Origin of the sequence: Pseudomonas sp. HN11, assembly GCF_021390155.1 — a bacterium.
In the GTDB taxonomy this organism is placed as follows: domain Bacteria; phylum Pseudomonadota; class Gammaproteobacteria; order Pseudomonadales; family Pseudomonadaceae; genus Aquipseudomonas.
The window spans coordinates 4,520,750-4,538,514 of record NZ_CP089985.1 but is presented as its reverse complement, the minus strand read 5'-3'; the positions used below and the strand labels follow the sequence as shown (position 1 = coordinate 4,538,514).

Annotated in this window: 15 protein-coding genes; 5 read left to right on the top strand and 10 right to left on the bottom strand. The window is 60.9% G+C overall.

The window, feature by feature from the left end; genetic code table 11:
• The 3 genes from LVW35_RS20620 to LVW35_RS20610 form a co-directional block, all read right to left on the bottom strand.
• A complete protein-coding gene (locus tag LVW35_RS20620) occupies positions 1-3,471 on the bottom strand; it encodes a hybrid sensor histidine kinase/response regulator (RefSeq protein ID WP_233891804.1) in 3,471 nt (1,156 codons plus the stop codon).
• Positions 3,472-3,589: 118 nt separating this feature from the next.
• Positions 3,590-3,973, bottom strand: a complete 384-nt coding sequence (locus LVW35_RS20615; RefSeq protein WP_233891803.1) for a YbaN family protein — start codon at positions 3,971-3,973, stop codon at positions 3,590-3,592.
• Positions 3,974-3,993: 20 nt separating this feature from the next.
• Positions 3,994-4,581 carry a UPF0149 family protein gene (locus LVW35_RS20610; protein ID WP_010208706.1) on the bottom strand — a complete coding sequence of 196 codons (588 nt, stop codon included), beginning with the start codon at positions 4,579-4,581 and terminating at the stop codon, positions 3,994-3,996.
• A gap of 276 nt (positions 4,582-4,857) precedes the next feature.
• Between LVW35_RS20610 and recQ the strand changes: the two genes are divergently transcribed.
• Both recQ and LVW35_RS20600 read left to right on the top strand, forming a co-directional pair.
• Positions 4,858-6,984 carry a DNA helicase RecQ gene (recQ, locus tag LVW35_RS20605; RefSeq protein WP_233891802.1) on the top strand — a complete coding sequence of 709 codons (2,127 nt, stop codon included), beginning with the start codon at positions 4,858-4,860 and terminating at the stop codon, positions 6,982-6,984.
• A gap of 121 nt (positions 6,985-7,105) precedes the next feature.
• A complete protein-coding gene (locus LVW35_RS20600) occupies positions 7,106-7,540 on the top strand; it encodes a MarR family transcriptional regulator (RefSeq protein ID WP_010208708.1) in 435 nt (144 codons plus the stop codon).
• 129 nt (positions 7,541-7,669) lie between these two features.
• Here the strand turns inward: LVW35_RS20600 and LVW35_RS20595 are convergent, their stop codons facing one another.
• The gene (locus tag LVW35_RS20595; protein WP_233896525.1) at positions 7,670-9,859 is read right to left on the bottom strand and encodes a patatin-like phospholipase family protein; all 2,190 of its coding nucleotides are present in this window, start codon (positions 9,857-9,859) and stop codon (positions 7,670-7,672) included.
• Between the two features lie 84 nt (positions 9,860-9,943).
• Between LVW35_RS20595 and LVW35_RS20590 the strand changes: the two genes are divergently transcribed.
• Positions 9,944-10,231 (top strand): SelT/SelW/SelH family protein, encoded by a 288-nt coding sequence (locus LVW35_RS20590; protein ID WP_233891801.1) that lies wholly within the window; start codon positions 9,944-9,946, stop codon positions 10,229-10,231.
• A gap of 41 nt (positions 10,232-10,272) precedes the next feature.
• Here LVW35_RS20590 and LVW35_RS20585 read toward each other — a convergent pair whose 3' ends face one another.
• From LVW35_RS20585 to LVW35_RS20575, 3 genes are all read right to left on the bottom strand, one after another.
• Positions 10,273-10,554: a hypothetical protein gene (locus LVW35_RS20585; RefSeq protein ID WP_233891800.1), complete on the bottom strand. Its 282-nt coding sequence runs from the start codon at positions 10,552-10,554 to the stop codon at positions 10,273-10,275.
• A 133-nt stretch (positions 10,555-10,687) separates the two neighbouring features.
• Complete coding sequence (locus LVW35_RS20580) at positions 10,688-11,572, bottom strand: DMT family transporter (protein ID WP_233891799.1); 885 nt, start codon at positions 11,570-11,572, stop codon at positions 10,688-10,690.
• A 99-nt stretch (positions 11,573-11,671) separates the two neighbouring features.
• Complete coding sequence (locus LVW35_RS20575; protein ID WP_233891798.1) at positions 11,672-12,421, bottom strand: helix-turn-helix transcriptional regulator; 750 nt, start codon at positions 12,419-12,421, stop codon at positions 11,672-11,674.
• Between the two features lie 137 nt (positions 12,422-12,558).
• Here LVW35_RS20575 and LVW35_RS20570 point away from each other — a divergent pair, with 137 nt between their 5' ends.
• A complete protein-coding gene (locus LVW35_RS20570; protein WP_068937101.1) occupies positions 12,559-13,368 on the top strand; it encodes a UDP-2,3-diacylglucosamine diphosphatase in 810 nt (269 codons plus the stop codon).
• A gap of 63 nt (positions 13,369-13,431) precedes the next feature.
• On the opposite strand, the gene LVW35_RS20565 is transcribed toward LVW35_RS20570, so the two are convergent.
• The 3 genes from LVW35_RS20565 to phhA all read right to left on the bottom strand — a co-directional run bounded on the left by LVW35_RS20565 (position 13,432) and on the right by phhA (position 15,873).
• Positions 13,432-14,628 (bottom strand): amino acid aminotransferase, encoded by a 1,197-nt coding sequence (locus tag LVW35_RS20565; protein WP_233891797.1) that lies wholly within the window; start codon positions 14,626-14,628, stop codon positions 13,432-13,434.
• Complete coding sequence (locus LVW35_RS20560) at positions 14,628-14,984, bottom strand: 4a-hydroxytetrahydrobiopterin dehydratase (RefSeq protein WP_010208721.1); 357 nt, start codon at positions 14,982-14,984, stop codon at positions 14,628-14,630. Before LVW35_RS20560 ends, LVW35_RS20565 begins: the two co-directional genes overlap by 1 nt.
• Before the next feature lie 97 nt (positions 14,985-15,081).
• Entirely contained in the window at positions 15,082-15,873 is a 792-nt protein-coding gene (gene phhA / locus LVW35_RS20555; RefSeq protein ID WP_233891796.1) for a phenylalanine 4-monooxygenase, read from the bottom strand.
• Between the two features lie 257 nt (positions 15,874-16,130).
• Between phhA and LVW35_RS20550 the strand changes: the two genes are divergently transcribed.
• Positions 16,131-17,693: a sigma-54-dependent transcriptional regulator gene (locus LVW35_RS20550; protein WP_233891795.1), complete on the top strand. Its 1,563-nt coding sequence runs from the start codon at positions 16,131-16,133 to the stop codon at positions 17,691-17,693.
• Positions 17,694-17,765 lie beyond the last annotated feature (72 nt).

Below are 17,765 nucleotides of genomic sequence, written 5' to 3'. Positions count from 1 at the left end.
TTACAAGGGAAGGTGTCGGCTTAACAACGCCCGCAACGCTGCCGGCTTCACTGGCTTGGCCAGGTAATCCAACCCCGCTGCATGCACTTCGGCCACCATCTCAGGGCGGCCGTCAGCGCTGATCACTACGCCGGGGATCGGCTCGGCCAATTGCGCGCGCAGCCAACCCATTAATTCGGTACCGGTTTCGCCATGGTCCAGGTGGTAATCCACCAGGGCCAGCTGCGGGCGCACGCCCTCGGCCAGCAACGCCGCGCACTGCGCCTGGTCGGTGGCGGTCCACACTTCGCAGCCCCAGCGCGTCAACAGGCTGCGCATGCCGATCAGGATGCTCTCTTCATTATCCACGCACAGCACCTGCGCACCGCTCAGCGGTAGCCCGGTTTCCTGCGGTTTCTGGACCTGCGAGGTCGTCTGATTACGCGCCAACGGCACGCGCACACTGAACACGCTGCCCTTGCCCGGCCACGAGCGCACGCTAAGACGGTGGCCCAGCACGCGGCACAGGCCGTCGGCGATCGCCAGGCCGAGCCCCAGGCCTTTCTCCGCGCGGGTCTGGTGGCTGTCCAAGCGCTTGAATTCCTCGAAGATCACCTTCTGTTTATCCAGTGGAATGCCGGGGCCACGGTCCCACACTTCAAGGCACAGTTCGCCCTTGCGTCGGCGTACGCCAAGCAGCACCGGGCCGTCGGCATAACGGAAAGCGTTGGTGAGAAAATTCTGCAGGATTCGCCGTAGCAATTTGATGTCGCTGTCCACGCGTAAACGACTGCCACGCAGGCGGAAGCGCAGGCCTTGCTCCTGGGCCAGCGCCTTGAACTCCGCGCCCAGGGTGTCGAACAGCTCATTGATGAAAAAGGGCTGACGCTGTGGGTTGATCTTGCCGTTTTCCAGGCGCGAGATATCCAACAAGTCGCTGATCAGGTCTTCGGCGGAACGCAGCGAGCTGTCCAGGTGCTGCACCAATTGCCGGGCTTCGCTGGAGAGGCCGTCGTTCTGGTGGGAGAGGGCAGCGGAGAACAGGCGTGCGGCGTTCAGCGGTTGCATCAAGTCGTGACTGACCGCCGCCAGGAAGCGTGTCTTCGATTGGCTGGCGGACTCGGCTACGCCCTTGGCATCGGTGAGCGCCACGTTGAGCTGCGACAGTTCATGGGTACGCTCGATCACCCGCTGTTCCAGGCCTTCGTTGGCCTCGGTGAGTGCCTGCTCGGCTTCGCGGAACGCGGTAATGTCGGTGAAGCTCATGACGAAACCGCCGCCAGGCATCGGGTTGCCGATCAGCTCGATCACCCGTCCATTGGGGAATAAACGTTCGGAGGTGTGCGCACGGCCCTGGCGCATCCAGTGCAGGCGGCGCGCCACATGCACTTCAGCTTCGCCCGGCCCGCACAGCCCGCGTTCGGCGTTGTAGCGAATGATGTCGGCAATAGGGCGGCCCACGCTGATCAGCCCGTCCGGGTAATTGAACAGCTCCAGGTAACGCCGGTTCCAGGCCACCAGCTTGAGGGACTGGTCGACCACGCTGATGCCCTGGGTGATGTTCTCGATGGCGCCTTGCAGCAACGCGCGATTGAACTGCAGCACTTCCGACGCTTCGTCGGCGATGCGTACTACGTCCTCCAACTGCATTTCCCGCCCTTCGATGGCGGCTTTTACGACAGCACGTGTAGAAGATGCCCCGAGTACGCCGGCCAGTAATCGCTCGGTGTGAGCGATCCAATCGTTGTCGGCATTCTGGTTGGGGTTGAAGCCCTTGCCTTGGCGATAAGCGAAGCGGATAAAGCTTTGCTGGGCCCGTTCCTCGCCCACGAAGCGCGCAGCCAGGCTGAGCAAGTCACTGATCTGCACCGACAACATCGATCGGGCATTGGCGCGCTGGCTGATCTCCTGGCCGACAAAGCGCCCGGCTTGCCAGTGTTCTGACACGCGCGTACGCGAGAGCATCGAGACCCACACAAACAGCGTGAAGTTACCCGCCAGTGAGAACACGGTGCCCAGGGTCAGTGAGGTGACGGACAAGCCCAGCGGGTGCGAATGCATCCACGTCAGCCCTGGGAAGAGGCTGAGCGACCACCCCAGGCTTTTCGCCGTCACGGGTAGGACCAAGGTGTAGAACCACAAGAAAGTACCCGCAGCCAGCCCGGCGAATACGCCGCGCCTGTTCGCCTGTTTCCAATACAGCGCTCCAAGCATCGCCGGCGCCAACTGGGTTACCGCTGCAAAGGCGATCTGGCCGATGGTCGCCAGGCTCGCGGTAGAGCCGAGCAGTCGATAGCTGACGTAGGCCAGCAATAGAATGATGACGATGCTCACGCGGCGTACCGACAGCATCCAGTGGCGGAACACTTCGAACGGCCGCTCGGCGCTGGAACGACGCAACAGCCAGGGCAGCAACATGTCGTTGGAGACCATGGTCGACAAGGCAATGCTCGCCACGATCACCATGCCGGTGGCGGCCGACGCGCCGCCGATAAAGGCGAGTACCGCGAGCGCAGGGTGGGCTTCGGCCATCGGCAGGCTGATCACGTAGGAGTCCGGCAGTACCGAGCCGGGCAGCATCATCTTGCCGCCCAAGGCGATGGGTACTACAAACAGCGCGGCCAGAATCAGATAGGCGGGAAACACCCATTTGGCCAGGCGCAGGTCCTGCGGGTCGATGTTCTCTACCACCGTGACATGGAACTGCCGAGGCAGGCAGATAATCGCCATCATGGCCACGCCGGTCTGCACCACCATTGACGGCCAGTTGACGGTCTCCTTCCAGTATTCGTCCAGGCGAGGGGCGAGCATGGCTTGGCTGAACAGGTCACCGAAACCGTCGTACAGGCCGTAGGTCACAAATGCGCCAACCGCGAGAAAGGCGAACAGCTTGACCAGCGATTCAAACGCAATCGCCAGCACCATGCCACGGTGGTGCTCCGTGGCGTCCAGATTGCGCGTACCAAATACGATGGTGAACAGCGCCAGTACCAGTGACACGATCAGCGCGGTGTCCTGGGCGCGGGTGCCGGTAGTGTCGGCGCCTGCGCCGATCAGCAGGTTGACCCCCAGCACGATGCCTTTGAGTTGCAGGGCGATATAGGGCAGTACGCCGACCAGGCAGATCAGCGCGACCACCACGGCCAGCGATTGGGACTTTCCGTAGCGTGCGGCAATAAAGTCGGCGATGGAGGTGATGTTTTCCTGCTTGCTGATCAGAATCATCTTCTGAAGCACCCACGGTGCCAACACCAGCAACAGCACCGGTCCCAGGTAGATCGGTAAAAACGCCCACAATTGTTCGGCGGCCTGGCCTACAGCGCCGAAGAAGGTCCAACTGGTGCAATAAACGGCCAGCGACAGGCTGTACACCCAGGCACGCATACGCGGCGGCAATGGCGCACGACGGCGGTCACCATAAAAGGCGATGGCAAACATAATGGCCATATAGGCCAGGGCAACGGCGGCAATCAGCCCGCTGGACAGCGTCATGGTAACTCCGAGCATAAGAACACCCGGGCATTCCAGGCCCGGTTGGACAGTCTCGCATGATGCTTGGGGTTAGTCAGTGTCGACCAAGGTCGTGTGGGATCGAATGTCGCAGGGACGTTCAGCGCGGCGGCAGGGTTTTCTGGCGCAGGATGTAGATCGTCACCAGCGCGGCGCTGGTCAGCATGAAGCCACGCGCCCACGGCAGTGGCACCAAGTAACAGGACAGGCCGATACTCAGCCACATCAAGCCGATGGCGTAGACCTTGCCTTTGAGGGGAATGCCATTGCCGTCCAGGTAATCACGGATCCACGGGCCCAGGCGCGGGTGTTGCACCAGCCAATGGTAGAAACGCGGGGAGCTTCGGGCGAAGCACGCGGCAGCGAGGAGTAGGAAGGGCGTAGTCGGCAATACCGGTAGGAAAATGCCGATCACCCCCAACGCCACACTGAGCCAGCCGATGGCCAGCAGCAGGTAGCGCAGGAGCAGTGAACGATTGCCCATGGGTGTCACGGGCAAGCGACTCAGTGGTGACGTGGCTTGAGGATCGCCGGTTTTTCGTCAGGAGCGTTGCACAGCAGGTACAGCGCGGTCAGGGCTTCCGGGATCTGGACGATCATGTCATCCATCAGGTTGGCGTCGGCGGCGATGTCGGCGAACTCCGGCTGGTCGTCGAACAGGCCCGAACCGACCATGATCGGCAGCAGCATTTCGCTGACCTCTTCCTCGGCGGTTTCGAACCAGGCCGCTTCACGCAGGAACACGCCTTCCATGAAACCGATGCACCAGCCGCGCAGGTCGGAGTCGTCCGGCTCTTCGCCCAGGTCCAGCTCGCATGGAAGCTCGAATTCCTCGTCGGAGGCCAGTTGGCGTCCGATGTGGGCCTTGAGGGCCAGCAGGGTGGATTCGATTTCTTCGCGTTGAGCGGCGTCAGTGTAATGCGGCTCTTCGGCGAACAGTGCGTCGATCCATTCACGGTCGGGAACGACTTCGGAGCAGATCGACAGGGCGGTCAGGTAGCCGTGGGCGGCCACGTAGTCCAGCGCCTCGTCATGCAGCTCATCGGCGTCGAGGAAGGCTTGCAGGCGGGTTAGTTGCTCAGCGAAGGACATTGAAGGACTACCTTGGGAATAAACGATGCTGAATTCTAGGCTTTCTTGAGCGTCCAGGCCAGCCACACTGCATATTTGCCAGGTTTTAGATAGCGTTCGCTGTTCGTCAGTGGCGCCCTTTGCCGGGTAGCGCTCGGGTATACTGCCGCGTTTTGTGATGCCCTTGCAGGCCAAGCACCAGTCCGCGAAAATTTCGCTTACGGATTATTTCCCGTGAAAGCGCATTTTTTCGGCCAGCCTGTACAGAGGGATTTCGGCACTATTTTGGAGTTTTACATGCTCGAGCAGGCTCAACGCGTCCTCAAGGACATCTTCGGCTACGACAGTTTTCGTGGCCGCCAGGGTGCGATCATTGAGCGCGTGGCCAGTGGCGGTGATGCACTGGTCTTGATGCCTACCGGCGGCGGCAAGTCGTTGTGCTTCCAGGTCCCGGCATTGTTGCGCAATGGCTTGGCCGTGGTGGTGTCGCCACTGATCGCGCTGATGGACGATCAGGTCGCGACCCTGGAGGAGCTGGGCGTCGCTGCTGCTTCCCTGAACTCCACCCTCAGCGCCGAGCAGCAGCGTGACTTGGCTGCGCGCATCAAGCGCGGTGAGGTGAAAATGCTCTACCTCGCCCCCGAGCGACTGGTACAGCCGCGGATGCTGGCCTTTTTGCAGAGCCTGGAAATCGCCCTGTTCGCCATCGATGAAGCCCATTGCGTATCGCAATGGGGTCACGATTTCCGTCGTGAATATTTGCAGCTCGGCCAATTGGCTGAGCTGTTCCCCGATGTGCCGCGCATCGCCCTGACGGCGACTGCCGACAAACGTACCCGCGAAGAAATCGTCGAGCGTCTGCATCTGCAGAATGCCGAGCGCTTCCTGTCGAGCTTCGACCGGCCGAATATTTTCTACCGCATCGTGCCCAAGGAGCAGCCGCGCAAGCAGTTGCTCGCGTTCCTTTCCGAACGGCGCAGCGATGCGGGCATTGTTTATTGCCTGTCGCGCAAGAAGGTCGATGAAGTGGCCGCGTTCCTCTGCGAGCAAGGCTACCCGGCACTGCCGTATCACGCCGGTCTGCCCAACGAAACGCGCTCGGCTCACCAAAAACGCTTCCTCAACGAGGAAGGTTTGATCATGGTAGCCACCATTGCGTTCGGCATGGGTATCGATAAATCCAACGTACGCTTCGTCGCGCATATGGACCTGCCCAAATCCCTCGAGGCGTACTATCAGGAAACCGGTCGCGCCGGCCGTGATGGCCTGCCGGCGGATGCGTGGATGGTCTACGGCCTGCAAGATGTGGTGATGCTCAAGCAGATGCTGCAGAATTCCGAAGGCGACGAGCGTCACAAGCGCCTGGAGCAGCACAAGCTCGACGCAATGCTCTCGCTGTGTGAGGAGACCCGTTGCCGTCGCCAGACCTTGCTGGCGTATTTCGACGAAGACATGCCCGAGCCTTGCGGCCATTGTGACAACTGCGTGGACGGCGTGCAGACCTGGGACGCCACCGAGCCGGCGCGCCAAGGATTGTCCGCCATCTACCGTACTGGCCAGCGTTATGGCGTCGGTCACTTGGTGGATGTGTTGCTGGGCAAGGACAACGAGAAAGTCCGCAGCTTTGGTCACGAGAAACTCTCCGTCTACGGCGTCGGTAAGGCCCGCGCAGAGGGCGAGTGGCGCTCACTGTTCCGGCAGATGGTTGCGCGCGGCCTGGTGGATATCGACATCGAGGGCTATGGCGGGCTGCGCTTGAATGACAGCTGCCGGCCGTTGCTCAAGGGCGAAGTGAGCCTGCAACTGCGCCGCGACCTCAAGCCGCAGACCACCGCCAAGAGCAGCACCAGCCAAGCCAGCCAACTGGTGCGTGGCGAAGAGCGCGAGCAGTGGGAAGCCTTGCGCACCCTGCGGCGCAAACTGGCACAGGAACACAGCGTGCCGCCGTACGTTATTTTCCCCGACTCCACTTTGCTGGAAATGCTGCGCGAACAACCGACCAGCATGGCCGAGATGGCGCGGGTCAGCGGTGTGGGTGCACGCAAGCTGGAGCGTTACGGCCAGGCCTTCCTCGAAGTGCTCGGCGGCCAGGCCGAAGCGCCGAAGGAAGTCGCCGATATCCGCCACGAATTGATCAGCCTGGCACGTGCCGGCATGACCCCGATTCAGATCGCCGGTCAGCTGCAATGCTCGGAGAAAAACGTCTACACCTTGCTCGCCGAATCCATCGGCAAGCAGCAGTTGTCGTTAGAGCAGGCTCTTGATTTGCCAGAGGATCTGCTCGGCGAAATCCAGGATGCGTTCCTCGACGGGGAGGGCGAATTGCCACCTGTGACAGATGTTGCCCCGCTGTTTACCGGTCGTGTCCCAGAAGGCGTTTTGTACTGTGTGCGGGCCGCTTTGCAGTCTGAATTCGAAATTTAGTGCGTCAATTACGACAATGTAACGAATCAGTACATAGCAACTCTTGCCTACTGGCAAAGCTCATGCTTAGCTGACTAATAATTAGCCACACTTTATTTTCAGTCTAAAACAAGAGTTTTTTATGCCGTTAACCGATCAACACCGATTTGGCATGCAGCTGGCGCAAATGTCCCGTGGTTGGCGCGCCGAGCTGGACCGTCGTCTGGCCGGGCTTGGCCTGTCCCAGGCGCGCTGGCTGGTGCTGTTGCACCTGGCTCGTTTCGAAGAAGCCCCCACCCAGCGGGAGCTGGCGCAAAGCGTTGGCGTCGAAGGGCCGACGCTCGCCCGCCTGCTTGACAGCCTTGAAGGCCAGGGTTTGGTGCAACGCCAGGCCGTGGTGGAAGACCGTCGTGCCAAGCGTATCCTGTTGTGTGATACCGCCCGGCCGTTGATCGAACAGATTGAAACCATCGCCACCGCCCTGCGGCATGAGCTGTTTGTGGGAGTGGATGAAGCTGATTTGAGTGTGTGCATGCGCGTGCATGCACACATTCTGTCGAATCTGGAAAAGTCCTGATCTCTAAGTCCGCGGCAGATCAAATTGTTGTGGGAGCTGGCCTGCCTGCGATGCAGCCACCTCGGTATGTCAGCTTCACCGCGGCGATGCGACAAGCCACCTCTCACATAGGGTTTCGTGTTCGGCCTTTCAGAACGTCTGCCCCAGGTTCAGGTACACCGCCTTCTGGTTGTCATCATTGAACCCATAACTGAAGTTCAGCGGCCCCAATGGTGTATCGAACCCCAGGAAAATACTCGCCGCGTTGATATACCCACTGTCGAATTCATTGTCGTTGTTCCACGCCCGGCCACGTTCCAGTGACGCGCCCAGGTACAGCGGGAAATCCAGCGGCAGGTACGAACGCGGTGTAAGCCTGCGGTAGTACACCGCCCGTATCAGGCTTATGTTCTGGCCCGAGATTGCGTCCTGGCGAAAGCCCGACAGCTGCCGCGCGCCGCCCAGCAGGAAGCTGGAAATCACCACGTCCGAATCATCCAGGGTACGCCCGTAGCGACCACCCAGTACCAGGGTGTCCGGGCCGTGGCTCATGGCTTTGTCGAGTTTGAACTCCCATTGGCGATAGCGCTGGTCCGAGCCTAGCCCTGGCTCGAATTCGCGGTAGGCCAGGCCAATGTCTTCGCCGGTGTGGGGGAAGTACACGTTGTCCAGGGAGTCGAAGGAGTACTTCAGCTCGTAGAAGCCTTCGCTGAAACTCACGCTGGGCAAATCCCGGTCGCCGATGCGCACATCCGCCTTGCCCCAGGCTTCGCCGACACCGAAGCGGATTTCGCCGCTGTTGCCGATCTGCCGCCCTACGTTCAAGCCGAAACCGTAGCGTTCCAGGCGATATTCGGAGATGGGGTCATTGTCCAGTATCAGCTCGACATTCTGTGCCTGGGCGCTGATATAAGGCGCGACGAAGTAACGCGAGCCGGTGTCCATGGGCTGGTAGAACTCGCTGTAGAGCTCTTGGCGATCCCCGATCTGCACACGCGTCAGCCATTCGGCGCCGAGGCGGTTGATACCGTTCATGCGGTAGCTGGCGCCGAGGTTGAAGGCGCTGTCGCCACGCATGTCATCTGACAGGTTCAGGCCGAGGCGCAGGTAGTCGGTGCCGCTGCGTTTGCCGCGCGCGCTGATCACCAGGGTGTTGTCCTGGCCCTTTTTCACCACGCGGTATTGCACCTGTTCGAAGTAATCCAGGCCGTACAAGGTGCCCATGTCCGATTGCAGGCGACCCAGGTTCAGTGGCTCGCCCAGGGGTTGGCGGATGTAGTAGCGGATCACGTCGTCGCTGACTTTCGAATCGTTTTCCACATTGATGGCCGTGATCACTGGCGTGCGTTCGCCCGGAGTGCGGGCCGCCACCAGTTGCGGGTCGACCGGCTCGGCGGGGCGCAGGTGGGCGAGGCGCGCGTCGAGGGCGCGGGTGGCGCGATAACCGGCCTCGATCATGTCTTTGGCGCGGCCGAAATCGGTCACGCCGTAGGCGGCGAGGGGGGGCTGGATCAGCACGTCCTTGGGGTGCAGGTCTTTGAGCTGCTCTTCGGAGTTGCGCCGGGTCATCAGGGTGATCGACTGGTTGAGCACGTCCACCACCGTCGCCAGTTGCTTGCGCGAACGCAACGGGGTGCCGATGTCGACGACAATGGCGATATCCACGCCCATTTCCCGCGCCACATCCAGCGGGATGTTATCGGTCATGCCGCCGTCCACCAGCAGTCGGCCATCCAGTTCAACCGGCGCGAAGACCGCCGGGATCGACATGCTGGCGCGGATCACCTGGGGCAGATGACCCTTTCGGAATACCACTTTCTCGCCGGTGGTGATATCGGTCGCCACCGCGCGAAAGGGGATGGGCAGCTTGTCGAAGTTACGCGTGTTGCTGCTGTGGGCGAACATGCTTTCCAGCAGCAACGCCAGGTTCTGACCCTGGATTACACCCAGTGGCAGGCCCAGGCTGCCATCGTCACGAAAGCTGAGTTTCTGTTTGACCAGAAAATCCCGATCATCCTGCTTGCGCCGGAACGGCACATCTTCCCGAGGCGGCGCGTCGGACAGGGCCTGTTGCCAATCGATATTGAGCGCCAGTTTTTCCAGCTCGTCGATCTTGTACCCTGACGCGTACAGCCCACCGATCACCGCGCCCATGCTGGTGCCGGCAATCGCATCGATCTGGATGCCTTGCTCTTCCAGCGCCTTGAGCACGCCGATATGGGCCAGCCCACGGGCGGCGCCGCCGGACAGCACCAGGCCGATTTTCGGGCGTGGCGGTTCGACGGCGTCGGCAACAAGAGGAAGTAGGCACAGAAACAGGCAGGACAGCAGGCGGCGCATCATGAATCTCGAGGCTGGGCGATAAAGGCCGGTATTATAGCCACTCGATCCGCCAAGCCCGTTACGCCTGGAGCCTCTCAAATTATGTCTTCGATCCAGCCCGAGATCATTATCACCTATTGCACCCAGTGCCAGTGGCTATTGCGCGCCGCGTGGCTGGCGCAGGAATTGTTAAGTACGTTCGCCGATGACCTGGGGAAAGTGTCGCTGGTGCCGGCTACCGGTGGTGCGTTCAGCATTACCTGCGATGGCGTGCAGATCTGGGAGCGCAAGGCCGATGGTGGCTTCCCTGAAGCCAAGGTGCTCAAGCAGCGTGTGCGTGACCAGATCGATCCGCAGCGTGACCTGGGGCACAACGAGCGGACGCAGTAGACGTCACCGCCGTAGGCAGGCGGTGACTGTGCAGGGTCGAATTATTTGGCGGCCATTTTTTGCTTGATGAAGCCAATCAGCCAGGTCAGCAGCAGCCCGCCGATGCCGCCGCCGACAATGTTGCTGCCGACTGCCGCCACATCCAGCGCCTCGCCGCCCGCGGTGCCCGTGAGTGCCAAGGCAACCTGGCCCAGCACCAGTCCGCCGACACCACCGATCAATGTGTTAAGCCCTGTTCCAAGGCTCTGTTTGGTCATGCCGGCGATATTGCCGCCCACGGCCCCGCTGATTATCTGCACCAACAAACTGATGAGCATTTCCATAGTAAAGCTCCTGCATCGCGTTGAGGTTTTGACCACTCGCTTGCAGCAACTTCAGAACACACCCAGGCTGTCGTCGAGCTGTCAGTTATCCGTTGAACGACTGCAGACTGTTGCGGATGTTTTAAAGTGTAGATCAAGCCGTCGCAGTAGGCTGTTTCGCCTGGCTGGCACCGCCCATCAACCCCGACAGCACAATCGCGACGATGATCAACACACCGCCCAACAGCATCCGCAACGTGGGAGTTTCGGCAAACAATAGCCAGGCCGCAGTGATCCCATAGACCGGTTCCATGGCAAACACCACCGAGGCGGTGCGTGCTTTGATCACCGCGAGGCTGGCAACAAACAGGCTGTGTGCCAGGCCGGTGCAGAACACACCGAGCAAACCGATCCACAGCCAGTCGATCGCCCGCACCTGCGCCAACCCAGGCGCCGCCACAGGCAACAGGCACGCCGCGACCACCACGTTCTGGCACAGCGCCGCCTGCACCGCAGGGATGCGCCCGGAGCTGGCGCGATTGTTCAGTGACAGCAAGGCGAACAGCAGCCCCGAAGCGATTCCCCAGAGCAACCCGCCGGTGGCTTCGCTGGCGAGGTTGAAGTCCGGTGTGACCAATACCAGGCCGACGCTGACCAGCACGACCAGCACCACTTCGTTGGCGCGAATGCGCTCGCGGAAAATCAACCCTTCGAGGATCACGGTAAAAGCCGGGAACGCGGTGAAGCCCAGCGTCGCAACGGCGACACCGGCCACCTTTACCGCGATAAAGAAGGTCACCCAGTGCGCCGCGAGCAAAACGCCGCTGATCACCAGCCGTTGCCAGTCGCGCCACTCAAGTTTTTTCCAGGCGGTGCTGCTGGCGAACCGTGCAAATACCGTCAGGGCCATCACGGCAAACACCGCGCGACCAAAGACGATAATAGATGGCGAGGCGGCCGCCAGTTTGCCGAATACGCCGGTAAGGCCAAACATCAATGCGCCGATGTGCAGGGCGCCGAGGGCTGAGCGGGGAGTCATTGTTATCCTTGAGTCAGGCGGGTGACAGAAGCGCAGTCTAGTGGGTCGGCCGTGCAGGCGTCTGTCGTCTGGCTCTCGATGTTTATCGCAAGACTCTTCCTACGCGTTGCGTCGCAAAGCACCCGGTGAGGCGCCAAACTCACGCAGCATCGCTGCCGCAAAGGCACTTTGCGAGGTATAGCCGACGCGATCAGCAATTTCGCCAATGGGCAGCGGCGTTTTGCGTAGCAGGTCCAAGGCCATCTGCAGCCGGCGACTGCGGATGTAGTCCATCGGCGTCTGTCCGCGCTCCGCCATGAAGCGTGCGTGCAAGCGCGCCACCGACAGGTCGGCGATACGCGCCAGGTCAGCCACTTGCAGCGGATGCGCAACGTGACGCTCGATATGCGCATTGAACGCCGCGTAGGGTAAGCGCCGGCCCGGCAGTGGTTGGTCCAGCGGATGATTCAGGCTGGCCAGCAACAGCACTGCACCTTGCTGGACAATCAGCGGGTCATCCACCGGGCTGTGCGCCAACCATTGCACCAACTGGCTTTGCCGTGAGTCCAATGCCAGCTGCGCAGGTTGGTCGAGCAGGCGGCGACTGGCATCGGCGTGTTCGCCCAGTGATTGCAGGACCCAGTGCTCGGTGGGCACATCCAGTACCAGGCAGCGGCTGCCATCACGGCTGTCGCACACGTGATGGGCGCAGAAGGGCAATACCATCACGCTGCTTTCGCGTACTTGGCTGCCACGGCCGTCCACTTCGAAATCCAGATGCCCGGACAGGCCAAACACCAGCTGCGCATGGTCATGGCTGTGGGCGAGGGGCGCTTCGAGGTAGTGGCGTAGCGTGAGAGTGGGGCTCATCGCGGTCTCCGGGGCTGCAAGTCGCTAGTCTACAACGCTTCGCGGCCGGCGAGCGCTGTCATCAGACTGACGCACAGTTGTCATGGTCTATTAATCGCTATGGCGCAAGCTCGCGAAAACACCGTCGAGGGATGCCCATGACCAGTGCCGAGTTCGCCAAGCCCAGCCGCAAGCAACGGGTTCGTACCCTGTGGATCTCCGATGTGCACCTGGGCACCCGAGATTGCCAGGCCGAACATTTGTCGCAGTTTCTCAAGGGCTACCACGCCGATAAGGTCTACCTGGTGGGTGACATCATCGACGGCTGGAAACTACGCGGCGGCATGTATTGGCCCCAGGCCCACACCAACGTGATCCGCCGCCTGCTGACCATGGCCAAGCGCGGTACCGAGGTGATCTACGTCACCGGCAACCACGACGAGTTCTTGCGCCGCTATTCCAAGCTGATCCTGGGCAATATCCAACTGGTGGATGAGGCGGTACACGTGACTGCCGATGGCCGGCATCTGCTGGTGATCCACGGCGATCAATTTGATGTGATCACCCGCTACCACCGCTGGCTGGCGTTTCTTGGCGACTCGGCCTACGAGTTCACCCTCACGCTGAACCGCTGGCTGAATCACTGGCGTGCGCGCTATGGCTATGGCTATTGGTCGTTGTCGGCGTACCTCAAGCACAAGGTCAAGACGGCGGTGAACTTCATCAGCGATTTCGAAGAAGCCATCGCCCACGAAGTGACCAAGCGCGAACTGCATGGTGTGGTCTGCGGGCATATCCACCATGCGGAGATTCGCAAGGTGGGCGAGGTGGATTACCTCAATTGCGGGGATTGGGTGGAGTCGTGCACGGCGTTGATCGAGCACTGGGATGGGAGCATCGAGCTGTATCGGTTGGCGGATGCGCAGGCCAAGGAGGCACAGCTCAAAGCCGAAATGGTCGCAGGCTAGCGGGCTCGGTCAACATGTGGGAGCGAGCAAGCCCGCTCCCACAGTTTGATTGGGGTGTGTCAGTTAGATGTTGGAGACATCGGCAATGGCTTCAGCCAGCATTATCAGGCGTGTCGCATCGATGCCGGCCACATTGGCCCGGCCCGAATTCACCATATACACGCTGTGCTTCGCGCGCAGTTGCTTGACCTGTTCGGCACTCAAGCCGGTGTAGGAAAACATCCCACGCTGCGCCCCGATGTGCGCAAACCGCTCCGACAGACCGTGTGGCGCCAACGCCTCGACCAAGCCCGAACGCAGATGTGCGATCCGCGAGCGCATGGCTTCGACCTCGTCGCTCCACAGCTTTTTCAGCTCGGCATCACCCAGGATGGTCGCCACCACCGCAGCACCATGATCCGGCGGCGTCGACCACAGGTTGCGCGCAGTGTCAGCAAGCTGGCTGCGCACATCCGTGAGCTTCTCGGCATTCGCCGCACACACGATCAACGCGCCGACACGGTCGCTGTACAAGCCGAAGTTCTTCGAGCAAGAACTGGTGATCAGCACTTCCGGCAGCTCAGCCGCAAACAGGCGAACCGCCCAGGCGTCCTGCTCCATACCGTCGCCAAAGCCCTGATAGGCGAAGTCGATCAGCGGCAACAGCTGGCGCTCGCGCACGATCTGCAGCACCTTGCGCCAGTCATCCTGGGACAGGTCGAAACCGGTCGGATTGTGGCAGCAGGCGTGCAGCAGCACCACGTCGCCCTCGGGCACGCTGGAGAGGGTGGCGAGCATCGCCGCCACGTCCAGGCGGTTGTCAGCACCCACGTAGGGGTAGTGGCTGACCTGGATCCCGGCCTTGGCAAAGATGGTTTCGTGGATCGGCCAGGTCGGGTTGCTCAACCAGACGCCACGGCCCGGCAGGTTGTGCGCGATGAAGTCGGCGCTCAGACGCAGGGCGCCGGTGCCGCCAGGGGTCTGGGTGGCGCCAGCACGGCGCTCGCGCAGCAGTGCCGAATCGGCGCCGAGCACCAGCTCGCTGATCAGCTTGCCGAATGCGGCATTGCCATGGCCGCCGATGTAGGTCTTGGTCGTTTGTGTGTCCACCAGTCGCTGCTCGGCCAGCTTCACCGAGTGCGGAATCGGCGTCAGGCCGTGGTCATCCTTATAGACGCCCACGCCCAGGTCGAACTTGTTCGGGTTGGCATCCTGGGCATACAGGTCCATCAGTCCGAGGATCGGGTCGCCGGGCACGCGGCCAATGGCATCGAAATGCATTACTTGCGGCCCTCGGCGTCCTTGGCCACTTCGTCGGTGCGTGCGGCCATGATGAAGTCGTTGCGGTGCAGGCCTTTGATGGAATGGCTCCACCAGGTCACGGTGACCTTGCCCCACTCGGTGAGCAGGCCTGGGTGATGGCCTTCGGCTTCGGAGATTTCACCCATGGCGTTGGTGAAGGCCAAGGCGAATTTGAAGTTCTTGAACAGAAAAACCTTTTCCAGCTGCATCACGCCGTCGCGGACTTCGATGTTCCAGTCGGGGATCTGCTTGAGCAGTACCGGCAGTTCTTCGTCGCTGACTTGTGGTGCATCGGCGCGGCAGGCTTCGCAGTGGGCTTGGTTCAAGGTGGTCATGGGGGTGTCCTGAATTCGAATGTTTGAAGATCAGTCGCGTCACCCTAAAGCAACGCGCGGCCAGGGAACAGACTCACCTGGCCTCAAGATGTAAGGTTCACGCAGCTTTGGGTTTTGGAGGAAACTTCGGTGCATGCAAACCCAACTGCATCCCGCGCTCCACCATGCCCATGATGTCTTCCTGCGCCACTTCGAACAGGCGCTTGAGGTTGGGAAGCACGAAGTACAGCGGTTGCAGGATGTCGATGCGATACGGCGTGCGCATGGCTTCCAGCGGGTCGAACACCTGGTGCTCGGGCTCGGACGACAGGCTGTACACCGTCTCCTTGGGCGACGACAAAATACCGCCACCGTAGATGCGTCGACCTTCAGGTGTGTCCACCAGGCCGAATTCGATGGTCATCCAGTACAGTCGCGCCAGGTACACCCGTTGCTCCTTGGTGGCCGCGAGGCCGAGCTTGCCGTAGGCGTGGGTGAATTCGGCGAACCAGGGGTTGGTCAGCAGGGGGCAGTGGCCGAAGATCTCGTGGAAAATATCCGGCTCTTGCAGGTAGTCCAGTTCTTCACGGGTACGGATAAACGTCGCCACCGGAAATTGTTTGTTGGCGAGTAATTCGAAGAAGGTCTGGAAGGGAATCAGTGCTGGCACGCGGGCGACCTGCCAGCCAGTGGTCTGGGCCAGGACCTGGTTGATTTCACCCAGTTGCGGAATACGGTCATGGGGCAGGCCGAGCTTGTCGATGCCATCCAGGTAATCCTGGCAGGCGCGACCCTCGATCACTTTCAACTGACGAGTGATCAGGGTATTCCACACCGCATGTTCTTCCTGCGAGTAGTGGATAAAACCTTGCGCATCGGGCTCGCGGGCCACGTACTGCGTCTGCTTCATACGGCTCTCCTGCTAGGCATTCGTTCTTGTTATGTCCTGCGATGAACTTATTGATAACCCGTATGCGGCTAGATTCCATCTGTTTAAAACGTCTTCGCGTAGGAAAAGTTACTATTTTTCGTAAAGTATTCGTTACGTTCGTGGGGTTGGCCGTTGTCTTGGGCTGGGAAAAGCCTGAAAGCTGTCACATAATCTTGACGACTATCTGCGCCCAGCGACAAAAAGACGTGGCGCCTTCCCACTATTCGGACCTCTTCATGCGTATCAAAGTGCACTGCCAGAACCGCATCGGCATTCTGCGGGACATCCTCAACCTGCTGGTGGAGTACGGGGTCAACGTCGCCAAGGGCGAGGTGGGCGGTGAGCATGGCAATGCCATCTACCTGTTTTGTCCGAACCTGGTGAACATGCAGTTCCAGGCGTTGCGCCCGCAGTTCGAGGCGATTGCCGGGGTGTTCGGTGTCAAACGGGTCGGGTTGATGCCCAGTGAGCGGCGACATATGGAGCTCAATGCGCTGCTCGGTGCCTTGGAGTTTCCGGTGCTGTCCATCGACATGGGCGGCTCCATCGTTGCCGCCAACCGCGCGGCGGCGCAGTTGCTCGGTGTGCGAGTGGACGAGGTGCCGGGGATTCCGCTGTCGCGCTACGCCGAAGATTTCGACTTGCCGGAACTGGTACGCGCCAGCAAATCGCGGATCAATGGCCTGCGGGTCAAGGTCAAGGGTGACGTATTTCTGGCGGACATCGCGCCACTGCAATCTTCCGAGCACGATGACAGCGAAGCCATGGCCGGCGCCGTGCTCACCCTGCACCGCGCCGACCTTGTCGGTGAGCGCATCTACAACGTGCGCAAGCAAGAGCTGCGCGGCTTCGACAGCATCTTTCAAAGCTCCAAGGTCATGGCGGCGGTGGTCCGCGAAGCTCGGCGCATGGCACCGTTGGATGCACCGCTACTAATAGAAGGCGAAACCGGCACCGGCAAAGAACTGCTGGCCCGCGCTTGTCACCTGGCCAGCCCGCGAGGACAGTCACCATTGATGGCCCTCAATTGCGCGGGCTTGCCCGAGTCGATGGCCGAGACCGAGCTGTTCGGCTACGGCCCCGGCGCGTTCGAAGGCGCACGGGCCGAAGGCAAGTTGGGGCTGTTGGAACTTACTGCGGGTGGTACGTTGTTTCTCGATGGTGTGGGGGAAATGAGCGCACGCTTGCAGGTGAAATTGCTACGCTTCCTGCAGGACGGTTGCTTTCGTCGCGTCGGCAGTGATGAAGAGGTGTACCTGGATGTACGGGTGATCTGCGCCACCCAGGTGGACTTGTCCGAGTTGTGTGCCCGTGGCGAATTCCGCCAGGATCTCTACCACCGTCTAAATGTACTGTCGCTGCATATCCCGCCCCTGCGCGAGTGCCTTGATGGCCTGGCGCCGTTGGTTGATCACTTCCTTGACCAGGCCAGCCGGCAGATTGGCTGCCCGTTGCCCAAGCTGGCGCCTGCCGCCATGGATCGCCTGAGTCATTACCACTGGCCAGGCAACGTGCGGCAGTTGGAAAACGTACTGTTCCAGGCGGTGTCGTTGTGCGAAGGCGGGACGGTCAAGGCTGAGCATATTCGCCTGCCGGATTATGGCGTGCGTCAGCCCCTTGGCGACTTTTCCCTGGAGGGCGGCCTGGAAGATATCGTCGGCCGCTTCGAAAAGGCGGTGTTGGAGGCCTTGTACGCCGAGCATCCCAGCAGCCGACAATTGGGCAAGCGCCTGGGGGTGTCCCACACCACCATTGCCAATAAGTTGCGTGATTACGAAATTCTGAAGACAGATAAATAACCTACCTGACTCAACGCGGTTAAAACTGTGGGAGCGGGCTTGCTCGCGAATGCGATGGGTCATTCAGCACAT